General features: G+C 66.1%; 15 protein-coding genes. 7 read left to right on the top strand and 8 right to left on the bottom strand.

Going from position 1 to position 13,167, the window contains the following annotated elements; genetic code table 11:
• Positions 1-5: 5 nt before the first annotated feature.
• On the top strand, positions 6-824 hold the full coding sequence (locus tag H9638_RS15645) for a serine hydrolase domain-containing protein (protein ID WP_191748980.1): 819 nt from the start codon (positions 6-8) through the stop codon (positions 822-824).
• 50 nt (positions 825-874) lie between these two features.
• Positions 875-1,366, top strand: a complete 492-nt coding sequence (locus H9638_RS15640) for a hypothetical protein (RefSeq protein WP_191748978.1) — start codon at positions 875-877, stop codon at positions 1,364-1,366.
• Positions 1,367-1,412: 46 nt separating this feature from the next.
• Here the strand turns inward: H9638_RS15640 and mutM are convergent, their stop codons facing one another.
• The 4 genes from mutM to H9638_RS15620 all read right to left on the bottom strand — a co-directional run bounded on the left by mutM (position 1,413) and on the right by H9638_RS15620 (position 3,952).
• Complete coding sequence (mutM, locus tag H9638_RS15635; protein WP_191748976.1) at positions 1,413-2,378, bottom strand: bifunctional DNA-formamidopyrimidine glycosylase/DNA-(apurinic or apyrimidinic site) lyase; 966 nt, start codon at positions 2,376-2,378, stop codon at positions 1,413-1,415.
• 11 nt (positions 2,379-2,389) lie between these two features.
• On the bottom strand, positions 2,390-3,097 hold the full coding sequence (gene rnc, locus H9638_RS15630) for a ribonuclease III (RefSeq protein WP_191748974.1): 708 nt from the start codon (positions 3,095-3,097) through the stop codon (positions 2,390-2,392).
• An 82-nt stretch (positions 3,098-3,179) separates the two neighbouring features.
• Complete coding sequence (gene rpmF, locus H9638_RS15625; protein ID WP_055240805.1) at positions 3,180-3,383, bottom strand: 50S ribosomal protein L32; 204 nt, start codon at positions 3,381-3,383, stop codon at positions 3,180-3,182.
• Between the two features lie 2 nt (positions 3,384-3,385).
• Entirely contained in the window at positions 3,386-3,952 is a 567-nt protein-coding gene (locus tag H9638_RS15620) for a YceD family protein (protein ID WP_191748972.1), read from the bottom strand.
• Between the two features lie 227 nt (positions 3,953-4,179).
• On the opposite strand from H9638_RS15620, the gene H9638_RS15615 reads away from it, so the two are divergent.
• A complete protein-coding gene (locus tag H9638_RS15615; RefSeq protein WP_191748971.1) occupies positions 4,180-4,776 on the top strand; it encodes a YdcF family protein in 597 nt (198 codons plus the stop codon).
• Positions 4,777-4,828: 52 nt separating this feature from the next.
• On the opposite strand, the gene coaD is transcribed toward H9638_RS15615, so the two are convergent.
• Positions 4,829-5,302, bottom strand: coding sequence for a pantetheine-phosphate adenylyltransferase (gene coaD / locus H9638_RS15610; protein WP_191748969.1), 474 nt, complete (start codon positions 5,300-5,302; stop codon positions 4,829-4,831).
• Positions 5,303-5,343: 41 nt separating this feature from the next.
• On the opposite strand from coaD, the gene H9638_RS15605 reads away from it, so the two are divergent.
• Together H9638_RS15605 and H9638_RS15600 are read left to right on the top strand one after the other, a co-directional pair.
• Complete coding sequence (locus H9638_RS15605) at positions 5,344-6,588, top strand: aminotransferase class I/II-fold pyridoxal phosphate-dependent enzyme (RefSeq protein ID WP_191748968.1); 1,245 nt, start codon at positions 5,344-5,346, stop codon at positions 6,586-6,588.
• Positions 6,588-7,382: a spermidine synthase gene (locus H9638_RS15600; RefSeq protein ID WP_191748967.1), complete on the top strand. Its 795-nt coding sequence runs from the start codon at positions 6,588-6,590 to the stop codon at positions 7,380-7,382. Before H9638_RS15605 ends, H9638_RS15600 begins: the two co-directional genes overlap by 1 nt.
• Positions 7,383-7,408: 26 nt before the next feature.
• Here H9638_RS15600 and rsmD read toward each other — a convergent pair whose 3' ends face one another.
• The 3 genes from rsmD to H9638_RS15585 are packed head-to-tail and all read right to left on the bottom strand — an operon-like array spanning position 7,409 to position 11,279.
• Positions 7,409-8,011, bottom strand: a complete 603-nt coding sequence (gene rsmD / locus H9638_RS15595) for a 16S rRNA (guanine(966)-N(2))-methyltransferase RsmD (protein WP_191748964.1) — start codon at positions 8,009-8,011, stop codon at positions 7,409-7,411.
• A 37-nt stretch (positions 8,012-8,048) separates the two neighbouring features.
• Positions 8,049-10,274, bottom strand: a complete 2,226-nt coding sequence (locus H9638_RS15590) for an ATP-dependent DNA helicase RecG (RefSeq protein ID WP_225217527.1) — start codon at positions 10,272-10,274, stop codon at positions 8,049-8,051.
• Positions 10,275-10,280: 6 nt separating this feature from the next.
• Positions 10,281-11,279, bottom strand: coding sequence for a DAK2 domain-containing protein (locus tag H9638_RS15585; protein ID WP_191749122.1), 999 nt, complete (start codon positions 11,277-11,279; stop codon positions 10,281-10,283).
• Positions 11,280-11,486: 207 nt separating this feature from the next.
• Here H9638_RS15585 and H9638_RS15580 point away from each other — a divergent pair, with 207 nt between their 5' ends.
• Entirely contained in the window at positions 11,487-11,708 is a 222-nt protein-coding gene (locus tag H9638_RS15580) for a hypothetical protein (RefSeq protein WP_191748962.1), read from the top strand.
• Positions 11,709-11,828: 120 nt separating this feature from the next.
• Positions 11,829-12,983, top strand: a complete 1,155-nt coding sequence (wecB, locus tag H9638_RS15575) for a non-hydrolyzing UDP-N-acetylglucosamine 2-epimerase (protein WP_404799677.1) — start codon at positions 11,829-11,831, stop codon at positions 12,981-12,983.
• Positions 12,984-13,167 lie beyond the last annotated feature (184 nt).

The following is a 13,167-nucleotide window of genomic DNA, read 5'->3' as shown; positions in this document are numbered from 1 at the left end:
CAGGGATGAAAAGCACAGCACTAATCCAGGACTGGCCCGCCGAGCACGCCGCCGCGGCTGTCATCGCCGCCGACGGCACCGTGCTGGGGGCCGACGGCGACCAGGGCCGGCGCTTTCCACTGGCCTCCGTGACCAAGCTGCTGACGGCGTACGCCTTCCAGGTTGCGCTCGTAGAGGAAGCCGTGGTCCTCGATGATCCCGCCGGGCCGCCCGGTTCCACGATCGCCCACCTGCTGGCCCACACCGGCGGCTACGACTTCGGGGACCGTACCGTCCGGTACGAACCGGGCACGCGGCGGCTGTACTCCAATGCCGGTTTCGAGGTCCTGGCCGAGGCACTGGAGGAGGCCACCGGCATTGGGTTTGCCGACTATCTCCAGGAGGCCGTGCTGGCGCCCCTGGGGATGGCGGACACCACGTTGGAGGGCTCTCCGGCGGCCGGCGCCGTTTCCACCGCCGCGGATCTGGCCCGGTTCGCCGCGGAGCTGCAGGCGCCCCGGCTGATCACGCCGGAGTCGCTGGCCGCGGCGACCACGGTCGTTTATCCGGGTCTCGCCGGAGTCCTGCCGGGTTTCGGCCGGCAGAAGGAGAACGACTGGGGGCTGGGGTTCGAAATCCGGGGCAGCAAGTCCCCGCACTGGACCGGGAGCACCAATTCGCCGCGCACGTTCGGGCACTTCGGGCAGTCCGGCACGTTCCTGTGGGTGGACCCCGAGCTGCAGGCAGCCGCCGTCGCCCTCACAGACCGGGACTTTGGTCCCTGGGCAGCGGAAGCCTGGCCGGTCTACAACGACGCCCTGGTTGCGGAGCTGCGCGGCAGCTAACGCGCCGGCACGGCTGAGAACACCGGCCGTGCACGCTACAGTGTGCTGGCATGGAATCCCCGCTGGAAGCCTGGAGTGAGTTCAACGTGGCCATGCTGGGCGGCACGGCGGCGCTGGTGGGGCTGCTGATCGTGGCGATGTCGGTGAATATCAAGGATATTCTCGCCGCGGAACCGCTCCCGTCCCGTGCCGCAGCAGCCGTTGCTACGCTCACGCTGGCGCTGGTGGTGTGCGCGCTCGGCTTGGTCCCCGGCCAGCCGCTCTGGGCCTACGGCGCCGAGACAGCGCTTGGCACCGCCGCGCTGGCCGTGGTGGTGATCCGCGCCGTCGGCTCCGTGTACCGCAGCTCCGGCGCGCCCCGCGGGACGCGGTTCCCTAAGGCTCTCCTGCTCCTGGCCCCGGTTGCCGCCTATGCGGCGGGCGCGGTCCTGCTCCTGATGGACGACGGCGCCGGGCTGGCCTGGCTGGGGGCCGGGGCAATCCTCGGCGTGATCGCGGGGGCGGCCTTCGCGTGGGTGGTCCTCATCGAGGTCCTGCGCTGAGCGGACTGCCAGGCCTCAGACGTCCCGCGTCAGGCGCCGGGAGGGGTTACCAGCGTCCGTTGCGGGGCTTGGGCTGGCACACCGGGCAGCTGTAGGAGGACCGGTTCATGAAGGAATCCCGGCGGATGAGCGTGGTGCGGCTGGCTTCGGCGCAGCGCAGGCAGGGCTCGCCTTCCCGTCCGTAGGCGTTCAGGGACCGGGCGAAGTACCCCGATGCTCCGTTCACGTTGACGTAGAGGGAATCGAAGCTGGTGCCGCCCGCGGCCAGCGCCCGTGTCATCACGTCCCGTGCGGTCTCCACCAGCCGCAGGGCGTCGGCACGGCGCATGGTGTCCGTGGGCCGGGCGAAGTGGATTTTGGCGCTCCAGAGCGCTTCATCGGCGTAGATGTTCCCCACGCCGGAGATCAGCCCCTGGTCCAGCAGTGCCCGTTTGATTCCGGTACGGCGGGAACGCAGCCTGCGGTAGAACTCGTCGAAGGAGAACGCCGGGTCCAGCGGATCACGGGCTATGTGCGCGGCTTCAGAGGGCAGCAGCGGCATTCCGGTTTCGGAGAGCCCGCCCGGCGCGCCGTCCGGAGTCGGCTCCAGATCGGCAAGGAACATCCCGCCGAAGATGCGCTGGTCCACGAATCTGAGTTCGGTGGGCATGGGTGACCCGTCGGTGTCCGTGGCGGGGCTGAGGGTCAGCCGGATTTTGAGGTGTTTCTCGTCCGGCAGCGCCGGGTCTTCCATCAGCAGCTGGCCGCTCATGCCCAGGTGCGCCATGAGGGCGAAGGGAGGAACGGCACCGGCGTCATCACCGGCCTCGACCAGCGGCATCCACAGGAACTTGCCGCGCCGGACCACGTCCAGGACGCGGGCGCCTTCCAGGTTTGCCCGCAGATCATCCGGCCCCGGGGCGTGCCGCCGGACGGAGCGCGGGTCCAGGACCTCTGCGGCGTCGATGTTCCGTCCCCGTACCCACCGGGCCAGGCCGCGGCGCACAACCTCAACTTCGGGAAGTTCCGGCATGGGCGGATCTGCTAGACGGAGGGGGTGACCGGACGCACGCCGGTATCGTTCAGCCGGCGGCAGGTGTCTGCTGCGGCTTCCTGCTCAGCGTCTTTCTTGGAGCGTCCGCTGCCGGTGCCGTAAGCCTGGCCGCCGATGTGCAGGACAGCCACGAAGCTGCGGGAATGGTCCGGTCCGGTGCCGGTAACCCGGTATTCGATGTCGCCGAGTTTCCGGGCGGCAGCGATTTCCTGGATGCTGGTTTTCCAGTCGGTTCCGGCGCCCAGGGTGTCTGCGTCGTGCAGCAGCGGACCGATCAGCCGCATCACCATGGCGCGGGCCGTCTCGATCCCGTGGCACAGGTACACCGCACCAATCAGGGCTTCGGTGGTGTCGGCCAGGATGGAGGATTTGTCCTTGCCGTTCGTCAGCTTCTCGCCCTGTCCCAGCAGGATGAAATCTCCAAGCTGCAGCTGGCGGGCAACTGAGGCAAGCGCCTTGGTGCTCACGACGGAGGAGCGGCGCTTGGCCAGCTCCCCTTCGGAGAGGTCGGGGTTGTCCCGGTACAGCGCGTCGGTGATGGAGAAACCGAGAATGGAATCCCCAAGGAACTCGAGGCGTTCGTTGGTCGGGATCCCGCCGTGTTCGTAGGCGTAGGACCGGTGTGTGAGCGCAAGACGAAGCGTCCCGGCATCGATGTCGACGCCGAGACGCTTCTGAAGCTCTTCAGTATTCTTCACGTGCTGAGATCGCCCCGAAAAGCAGTGTGCCCCTTCAACGAATGTCCTCAGAGGACAGACGGAAAAGGGGTAAACACTGGTCTTAGACGTCCGCTACCTTGCGGCCCTTGTATTCAAGGAACAGCGCAGTGCCTGCGGAGTCGGTTACGACCTTGGCCTGATGGGGCAGGCTGTAGGTTACGCGGCCGTTCTCAACGGTCTTCACCAGGTTGGGCGCAGTTGCCTTCCACTGGGACCGGCGTGCACGCGTATTCGAGCGGGACATTTTCCGCTTGGGAACAGCCACGACTAACTCTCTTCTCTCTCGTCTGACTCTGTACTTTTTGCCGCTTCGTTGTCAGCGGCGGTGCCAGTCAACCCGGCAAGGGCTGCCCAGCGAGGATCCACGACTTCATGGTGGTGACCCGGATCCTCCTCAAGGCGCACCCCGCAATCGGGGCAAAGACCTTCGCAGTCTTCCCGGCACACCGGCTGGAACGGCAGGGTGGTGACCACTGCGTCCCGCAAAACCGGTTCAAGATCGATGACATCTCGCTCGATCCGGCGTTGCTCTTCTTCCTCTTCTTCTCCGAAGGACTCAGCGTCCTCGTAGTAGAAGAGTTCCTGCACATCGACGTCCTGGTCGTACGCGATGGGCGTCAGGCACCGGCCGCACTCGCCCCGGACTGGGACAACCGCGTTTCCTGATACCAAAATCCCTTCGTGCACGGCCTCAAACCGCAGATCGAGCTCAATGTCCGATCCCACGGGTACGCCGATCAGCGCAACACCGAAGTCTTTCGGTGCCGGCAGATGCTCATGCATTGTCCGCATGGTTCCCGGGCTGCGCCCGAGATCCTTGACATTGACTGCCAAGGGGGAACTCGGATGTGACCGCGATGAAACGCTAATGAGAACTCCTGTAGAACATAGACCGACATATCATCTTAGCCTGACCGGAGGGAATCTCTCAAACCGGCCCGCCGGCGGGCGCTGGGGCCGGGCCCCGTGCCTGCCGTACCGCGGCTGCTGCTCCAGTTTAGCCGCACCGGGGCACGACGGCGGATTCCGGCTCACGCCCAGCTCTCACCTACGCTTGCGGTGTGTCTCTCCTTCGCCCCGCAGCCGCTTTCCGGCGCGTTTTTGTCCGGATCGGGACGGCAGTGCTGTGCGCCCTGCTGGTCTGGCTGTTCGCCGCCGCCAACCTCTTCCTGTATCCCCAGGCCGCAAAGGATCCCAGCGGTGAGGCGGTCAGCGCGGACGCCATTGTGGTGCTGGCCGGGGCTGCCGCGGAGCGCCTGCCGGTCGGGCAGCAGCTGCTGCGGGACGGCTACGCTCCCGTCCTCGTCCTGTCCACCACCGATACTCCGGGCAATGCGAACACTGACTTCGTCTGTGAGTACACCACCAACCCGGCGATCGAGTGTTTCACCCCGTCTCCTCTGACAACCCGGGCCGAGGCACGCTCGGTTGCCCGCCTGGCCGCGGATAACGGCTGGGACGAGATCATCGTGGTGACCTCGACGTACCATGTGGTCCGTGCGGAGGCCAACATCACCCAGTGCTCGGCAGCCCACCTCACCATGGTTGCTTCGGAGCCCACGATGAGCCCCTCGCGGTGGGCCGGGCGGTTTGTGGAGGAAACAGGCGGCCTGCTGGCGGCTTTCCTGCGCCCGGCGTGCGGCAGCCGGATCGGCTAGGAGCGGCGCCCCGCACGGCTGGGAACGAGCTGGTCAGGGTGCCCCGGCACGGCTAGCGCAGCGCGTCCATCCGTTTCAGGACGGCGCTCGGCACGAACTCGGCGATGTCCCCGCCCAGTGCGGCAACTTCCTTGATCAGACTGGAGGACAGGTGCGTGTAGGAGTTATCCGCCGCAAGGAACACGGTTTCGACGCCGGTCAGGTGCCGGTTCATCACGGCCATCGGCAGCTCGTACTGGTAGTCCTGGACCGAGCGCAGGCCCTTCACAATTGCGTTGGCACCGTGGTCGCGGCAGAACTCAGCCAGCAGCCCGTGCCCCATGGGCAGCACCGACACCCCGGCCAGGGAGCCGAGTGTTTCCGCGGCGATCTCCAGCCGTTCGGCCTCGGAGAACCGGTACTTTTTGGCGTAGTTCGTGGAAACGGCCACGATGACTTCGTCGAAGAGGTTGGCGGCCCGGGCAATCACTTCCAGGTGGCCATTGTGGATCGGGTCAAAGGAACCGGGGCATACTGCGCGTCGCATAAGTCGAATCTACCGGCTTGGTGCGGGTAATACTTGAAGGCATGACTTCAACACCCCGCGCACAAACCCTCCGCGACTCCCGGGACGGAGCTCCCGCCCCCTGGCAGCGGACAGCCGCAGGTGCCAACCTGCTCGGCGCGGACGGAAACCTGGGAGTGACCATCTTCGAGGAGATCACGGCACTGGCCGGCGTGCACGGGGCAATCAACCTGGGCCAGGGATTCCCGGATGAGGACGGTCCGGCAGAGATCCGGAACGCTGCCCGCAAGGCCATCCTGGCCGGCGCCAACCAGTATGCTCCGGGCCAGGGACTGCCGGTGCTGCGCGAGGCTGTCGCCGAGCACCAGGAACGCTTCTACGGGCTGACCCTGGACCCGGCGACCGAAATCATTGTGACCACGGGCGCCACCGAGGCCATCGCCTCGGCGCTGCTGGCACTGACCGGGCCGGGCGATGAGGTCCTGACCTTCGAACCGTTCTACGACTCCTACGGCGCCATCATCGGCCTGAGCGGCGCCACCCACACCACCGCTCCCCTGCTGGCACCGGATTTCATGCCGGACCTGGACGCCCTGGAAGCGGCGTTCACCGACCGCACCCGCGTGGTCCTGGTGAACAACCCGCACAATCCCACCGGCGCGGTCTTCCCGGAACCGGTCCTGCAGCGGATCGTGGACCTGGCCATCCGGCACGACGTCGTGATCCTCACCGATGAGGTGTATGAGCACCTCACCTTCGGTCCCCGGCACATCCCCGTGGCCACCCTCCCGGGAGCCGCGGACCGGACCCTCACCATCTCCTCGGCCGGCAAGACGTTCTCCCTGACCGGCTGGAAGATTGGCTGGCTGAGCGGGCCCGCCGAGCTGGTGGCCGCGGTACGCACCGTCAAGAGCTTCCTGACCTACAGCTCCGGGTCGCCGTTCCAGGCCGCCATCGCCGCGGGCCTGCGGATGGAGGATTCCTTCTTCACCGACGCCGCCGGAACCCTGCGGGCCAAGCGCAACGTCCTTTCCGCCGGGCTGCGGGCCGCCGGCCTGGACGTCTACACGCCGCAGGGCACCTACTTCGTCAACGCCGACGTCGCTCCCCTGGGCATTACCGATGCCACCGCCCTGGCCCGCCGGCTGCCGGAGCTGGTGGGCGTTGCCGCCATCCCGGTGGCCATGTTCTGCCATCCGGAGGGAGCCGAACGGACCCGCACGCTGCTGCGCTTCGCGTTCTGCAAACGCTTCGACGTGCTGCAGGAAGCCGCGGAACGCATCGCACGCCTCGGGGAGGTCCTCTAGTGGCCCGCCGTCCGCCGTCGCGCCTGCTCCGCGGTATCGGTGCGCATGCCGAACTGGACGAGGACGCGTTCACCGAGGGCGCCTGGATCCTGTCCATCGGAGGTGCCCAGCAGTCGCATGTGAACCTAGCGCAGCCGCAGGAGATCTTCTACGAGTATCTCCGGAGGATCGGCAACGTCCTGGACCTCGCCGCACCGGCCGGCCAGCCGCTGCGGACCCTGCATCTGGGTGCCGGCGCCCTGACGCTGGCGCGCTATGTCCAGGCCACCCGGCCCGGCTCGGAGCAGGCCGCCGTCGAGCTTGAACGCGAACTCCTGGACTACGTGCTGGCGTACCTGCCGCTGCCCGAAGGAACCCGGCTGCAGACCATCATCGGTGACGCCCGGGCGGAGCTCGACCGGTTCGAACCGGCGTCTTTCGACGTTATTGTGCTGGATGTCTTTGCCGGTGCCGATGCTCCGGAACACCTGGCGGCGCCGGAGTACTACGCCGAACTGCTGGAGCTGCTCACTGCCACCGGTGTGCTGCTGGTCAATGTGGGCGATGATCCGCCGCTGAACTTTGCGCGCCGGCAGGCCGCGTCGATGCAGGCAGTGTTTGGCGCGGCCGGCGGCGAGGTTGCTGCCCTGGGCGACACGAGTATGTTCACCGGCCGTCACCCGGGGAACATCGTGCTGGCCGGGGCCCCGTTCCGCTGGCCACAGGACTGGACCACGGCGCTGCTGGGGGCGGGACCGCATCCCGCAGCCGTCCTCACCGGGGCCGAGCTGGACGCCTTCGCGGCCGGGCGCTGAGCGCTGGGCGTTTAGGCGTTTAGGCGTCAGCCTTTGGCGTCACCGGGCTGGGCTGGTTCTGTCTGGGCCGGTTCGGCGAACCAGAGGGTTGTTTCGCCGTAGGCACGTTCACTGAAGCGCTCCAGCCCGTCGGGCCAGACGGGTTCCGGAGACCGGGTGGAACGTTCCACCACCACAACGGCGCCGGGCGCGAGGTGCGCGGTGAGGGCCTGCAGAACGCCGGCCAGGCCGTCTTCATCCAGGTCATAAGGCGGGTCAAGGAACACCAGGTCCCAGGCCAGGCCCTCGGGAACCCGGAGCAGATAGGTCTCGGCCTTGGCCCGGTGCACGCGCACGCGTTCCTTGCCCAGCACGCGGTTCACCAGTCCGGCGTTGCTGCGGCAGACCCCCGCAGCCTTCTCCGCCAGCTCCACCAGGTCAACCCGGGCAGCTCCGCGGCTGGCGCTTTCGACGCCCAGGGAGCCGGATCCGGCGAACAGGTCAAGGACATAGGCGCCGGAGAGGATTTCGTAGGACTCGAGCCGGGAGAAGAGCGCTTCCTTCACCCTGTCCGTGGTGGGGCGGGTTCCTGATCCGGGAACGCTGGACAGGGTGGTTCCGCCGGCGGCCCCGGCAATGATGCGGCTCATGTTTCCACTCTATCCAGCCGCGGGGTCCCGCCCGGCATCAGCCCCGTTCCAGGAACGCTTCCTTTTCCGGGTTCAGGTACGCGTCAATCGCTTCGTTCAGGCCGGGATAATCGAGCAGGTCGGGGTCAACGGCCACAAGTTCCTGTGCGTCTGTCCGGGCCTTTTCGATGACTTTTTCGTCCTGGATGGCGCGCAGCAGCTTCAGGGTGGAGCGCCCGCCGGACTGTGAGGCGCCCAGGATGTCGCCTTCCCGGCGCAGTTCCAGGTCACGGCGGGAGAGTTCGAATCCGTCCGTCGTTGCGGCCACCGCGTCCAGCCGTTCCCGGCTCGGGTGCCCGGGTTCAAGATTCGTCACCAGCAGGCAGGTGCCGTGCAGCCCGCCCCGGCCCACGCGGCCGCGGAGCTGATGGAGCTGGGACATTCCGAACCGTTCGGCATCCAGGATCACCATCATGGTGGCGTTGTGCACGTCCACTCCGACTTCGATCACCGTTGTGGAGACCAGCAGGTCAATCTCCCCGCGGTTGAAGGCGTCCATGGTTGCTGACTTATCCGCCGCGTCCATCCGGCCGTGCAGCATCGCCATCCGGGTGCCGGCGAGGACGGGCAGCTCCTGCAGCCGCTCCATGGTCTCCAGCACGGAAGCGAGCGGGCGCTGGTTGCGCTGGGCAGCGGGTTTGCCAGGGAGCTCCTCGATCAGGGCGAGTTCGGTGCCGGGCTCCTCTTCGCGGTCCCCGATCTTGGGGCAGACCACATAGACCTGCCGTCCGGCGTCGATCTCTTCCCGTGCCCGCGCCCAGATCCGCGGACCCCACGCCGGCTTGTCGGTCAGCGGCGCCAGATACGTGGAAATCGGTGCCCGGCCGGCCGGCAGTTCGGCCAGCGTGGAGACGTCGAGGTCACCGAAAACCGTCATGGCGACGGTGCGCGGAATCGGGGTGGCCGTCATCACCAGGAGGTGCGGCGTGCTGTGCCGGCCCTTGGACCGCAGGATGTCCCGCTGCTCGACGCCGAACCGGTGCTGTTCGTCCACAACCACGAGGCCGAGGTCCGCGAACTGAACGTGCTCGGCGAGCAGGGCATGGGTACCAATGACGATTCCCGCGGATCCGCTGGCAGCTTCCAGCAGGGCAGCCTTCCGCTGGGCGGCCCCCATGGACCCGGTCAGGAGCGTGACGCGGGTGCCTTGTTCGCTGCCCCCGAGCAGTCCGCCTTCCGCCAGCGGCCCCAGCGTCCGGGTAATCGACGCGTGGTGCTGGGCGGCAAGGACTTCGGTGGGAGCCAGCAGCGCAGCCTGGCCTCCGGCGTCGATCACCTGAAGCATGGCCCGCAGCGCGACCAGGGTTTTACCCGACCCCACTTCGCCCTGCAGCAGCCGGTTCATCGGGTGTGCCCGGGCCAGGTCACCGGCCAGTTCCGCCCCGACCTGACCCTGGCCGCCGGTGAGGGTGAAAGGCAGGGCGGCGTCGAAGGTGTCCAGCAGACCCCCGGGTGCCGGCGGCCTGGCGGTGGCGTCCTGCAGCGCGGTAAACGCGTGCCGGCGGGCCAGGGCCGTCTGCAGGACGAGGGCTTCCTGGTAGCGGAAACGGTGCCGTGCCTTATACGCCTCCTGGATGTCCGCCGGCCGGTGGAGGGCCTCGTAGGCTGCGGCCAGGGGCATCAGGTGCTCCCGGCTGCGGATCTGTTCCGGGACCGGATCGCGCAGCCGCTCGGCCTGCAGGGTGTCCAGCAGCAGGTCGATGGTCTTTTTGATGTCCCAGCTGGTCAGTTTGGCGGTGGCCGGGTAAACGGGGATCGGCCGTTTGGCTTCCTCTTCGTCATCGGCATCGTCGGCCAGGAGCACGTAGTTGGGGTTGGTCAGTGTCAGCTGACCTTTGTAGACGCCGACTTTGCCGGAAAACATGGCCCGGGCGCCCACCTGCAGGTCTTTCTGTGCCCCGTAGCCGTTGAAGAAGGTCAGGTGCAGCAGCCCAAGCGATCCGCCGGCGTCGTCCGTCACCGTGATCTCAACAATCATTCCCTTGCGGGTCTGCATCCGCCTGGCGTTGTTGCTTTGCACGCGGGCAACCAGCGTGACTTCCTCATCGAAGGGAATCTCCGCTATCGGCGTGAGTTCACCGCGTTCCAGGTAGCGGCGGGGAACGTGCAGCAGCAGCTCACCGACAGTGGTGATCCCAAGCTGCTGGGCAATCCTGTCCGCAGAGCGTTTACCAATCCGGCGGTCAAGCGGGTAGTCGAGTTCGCCGGGAATCCTGTCCTGCATGGGCCTCTAGGCTTCGCGGGCCAGACCGCCACCGGCGGCGGGGTCACCGGGGACCGGGACCTGCGGGATTTCCGTTGTCTGGTGCCCGTTGGCGGACAGCTCGGTGATCGTGACATTGGTCGGTTCGCCAACCGTGCGCAGCAGTTCCAGGGCAGCCCCCGCATCCGGAGTATGGACGTGGACCCGCCACCGGTAGCCGTCCCCCACGGGGCTGACCGCGCTCATGATCACGGACTCCCCCAGCTCATCGAGCGAAAGCCGCATCGTGGCGGCGTCGAGCGGGCTAAGCGTGATGGTGCACATGACTTCCACGCCTTCGAGCTGCGGCTGGTTGCTGTGGATATGCGGGTCCTGGACGTCGTAGCCGTGCAGTCCGTCAAGGAGCTCTCCCTGGAGTTCCTCGCCGAGGGCGGAGGCCCGCAGGGCATCCAGGACCAGCAGGAACCCCACGCCGCCGGCGTCGACAACCCGGGCATCGGTGAGGGTCTGCAGCTGCTCTTCGGTGCGCACGACGGCGGCCAGTGCGGAGGTCATCATGGCGCGGAGGGTTACAGCCAGGCCCGCGTTGGAATCATCGCCGTTCTGGGCCGGCTCTACCCGTGATGCTCCCCGGGCAGCCTCTTCCAGTACGGAGAGCATGGTTCCGGGAACGGGATCACTGAGCACCGACCAGGAGCGCAGCTGCGCCCGGTCCAGCGCCAAGGCCAGAAGCGGCGCGGAGAGCCTGCTGTGTCCCTGCAGCGGCTCGGCCATCGCGGTGAGGAAGACGGAGAGCAGCGTGCCGGAGTTTCCGCGGGCCTGTTCCATGGCAGACCGGCCGGCCGTGGAGAGCAGTTCGCCGATGTCATGCGTTTCCTGATCGGCTGCTGCGGCGGAGGCAGCGCGCATGGTGAGGTAGAGGTTGGTTCCGGTGTCGCCGTCGGCCACCGGGAAAATGTTGATGGCATTCAGCCGGTCGCTGTGGTTCCCCAGAGAGACCTCGGCCTTGCTCAACCATCGCTTCAGCGCTTGCGCATTGGCGGTGATCTTAGTCTGCAAAGTAATCCCGTTCCGTGCTGTAGCTCATACGTGAACTCCGGTTTGTGCCAGCTCGTTCTTGGGCAGCCTCCGGGGCTCCGTTGACCCGATCAGTAACCTGCCCAGTGAGAAGCGTACCGCAGGGCTCTGACAGCCACCCCTAAGGATTGCGGTTCTTGTGGGAAAGTGGAGCACATGGGCAAACGGCTATATACGGAGGTTGCGGCAGCGCGGCACATGAGTTCGGGGACCGACCGCAGCCCCGTTTTCGAGGAGGAAGTGGTGCGTGCCTCCGGCGGGTTCAAGGCCGAGCCGGCCAGGGCTTATCGCAGGAAGCGTGCGGTGGCCATGATTCTGACTGTGGGCGTGTTTGTGTCGGTGCCTGTGCTTGTAACGCTTCTGGTCTTTTTTGGCTGAATCGAAGAAGTCGCCCTGACCCAGGAATAATCTGGGAATGGGCTAGGATGACCGGACCACACGCTAACATTCACACTTTTTAAGTCTCACGTCTTATGGGGTACCGCTTTGCCACTCGTTATGCCTATCTATGGAACCCGGCCCGAAGCTATCAAAATGGCGCCGATCGTTTCTGCCCTTCAGGAGTCCACTTCCCTGGAGCACTTCACGACCGTGACGGGGCAGCACCGTTCGATGCTGGACCAGGTCAACGGCCTGTTTGGAATCGTCCCGGATCACGACCTGAATATTTTTACTCCGGGGCAGACCTTGAACGGGATCCTGACCCGCACGATTGACGGGCTAGACAAACTCTTCAGCGTCAACCGTCCGGATGCCGTGATCGTCCAGGGCGACACCACCACCTCCACGGCAGGCGCTATCGCAGCCTTTTATCACGGCATCCCGGTTGTGCACGTTGAAGCAGGCCTTCGCAGCGGGGATCTCTTCTCCCCGTTCCCTGAGGAAGCCAACCGAAAAATGACTTCCCAGATCGCCAGCCTGCACTTGGCTCCCACAACTACAAGCCGCGCGAATCTGCTCCAGGAAAACATTCCTGCCAGCGACATTGTCGTCACGGGTAACACCGTCATCGACGCCCTGTTCATGACCGTTGACAAGAAGGTGCCGTTCACGGACCCGCAGCTTGAAAAGCTCGTCGCCGAGGAAGCCCGCATTCTTCTCGTGACAACTCATCGCCGCGAGAACCAGGGCGAGGCGATGCGCGGTGTGGGCCGGGCTTTGGCTCGAATCGCTGACGCGGAACCTGATCTAACGATTGTCGTTCCGCTGCACAAAAACCCGGCTGTCCGCGCGGCCGTCGTCCCGTTCATCGAAGGTAGGACGAACGTCATCGTGGTGGAGCCGCTGGCATACGGTGAGTTCACCCGGATGCTCTCCATGGCGCACGTTGTGCTGACTGACTCCGGCGGAGTCCAGGAAGAAGCTCCCAGCCTCGGCAAGCCTGTACTGGTAATGCGCGAGAACACCGAGCGTCCGGAAGCCGTGGTGGCCGGCACGGTCAAGCTGATCGGCACTGACGAAAACCGTATCGTTGCGGAAGTGGATCAGCTGCTGAACGACCGCGCGCACTTCGATTCCATGGCCAATGCCGTCAACCCGTACGGCGACGGTAAAGCGGCACCGCGGACGGTGGCAGCTATCGAGGAACTCCTTGGGGTAGGGTCGCGGATCGCTGAATTTGGCGATGCCCAAACGGAATGTCATCTTCCATAAAACCGCTCTATTTCCATGGATGATTCTTTCATCGACTCCACTTTGCTGGGTTGATGCCCAGTACTGCAGCCTCGGAGGAATACGCTCGACCGGCCGATCTGTTGGCTGGGGGGTGCCTCTATGGTTTTCGTCAAGCGGCTGAGGGCAGGTTCTTGGGCACGGGGTCTTCGAACAAGGTGCCGTC

The sequence above is a fragment of the Arthrobacter pullicola genome, from assembly GCF_014836875.1.
GTDB lineage: Bacteria > Actinomycetota > Actinomycetes > Actinomycetales > Micrococcaceae > Arthrobacter_B > Arthrobacter_B pullicola.
Note: the sequence above shows the minus strand (reverse complement) of the source record. Positions and strands in the feature narration are given on the sequence as shown.

Excerpts from the sequence above, each read along its gene's own strand:
- H9638_RS15605 (WP_191748968.1), top strand. The coding sequence starts at position 5,344 with ATGACTTCAACACCCCGCGCACAAACCCTCCGCGACTCCCGGGACGGA.
- mutM (WP_191748976.1), bottom strand. The coding sequence starts at position 2,378 with ATGCCGGAACTTCCCGAAGTTGAGGTTGTGCGCCGCGGCCTGGCCCGG.
- H9638_RS15590 (WP_225217527.1), bottom strand. The coding sequence starts at position 10,274 with ATGCAGGACAGGATTCCCGGCGAACTCGACTACCCGCTTGACCGCCGG.
- wecB (WP_404799677.1), top strand. The coding sequence starts at position 11,829 with ATGCCTATCTATGGAACCCGGCCCGAAGCTATCAAAATGGCGCCGATC.
- H9638_RS15640 (WP_191748978.1), top strand. The coding sequence starts at position 875 with ATGGAATCCCCGCTGGAAGCCTGGAGTGAGTTCAACGTGGCCATGCTG.
- H9638_RS15645 (WP_191748980.1), top strand. The coding sequence starts at position 6 with ATGAAAAGCACAGCACTAATCCAGGACTGGCCCGCCGAGCACGCCGCC.
- rsmD (WP_191748964.1), bottom strand. The coding sequence starts at position 8,011 with ATGAGCCGCATCATTGCCGGGGCCGCCGGCGGAACCACCCTGTCCAGC.
- H9638_RS15580 (WP_191748962.1), top strand. The coding sequence starts at position 11,487 with ATGGGCAAACGGCTATATACGGAGGTTGCGGCAGCGCGGCACATGAGT.
- coaD (WP_191748969.1), bottom strand. The coding sequence starts at position 5,302 with ATGCGACGCGCAGTATGCCCCGGTTCCTTTGACCCGATCCACAATGGC.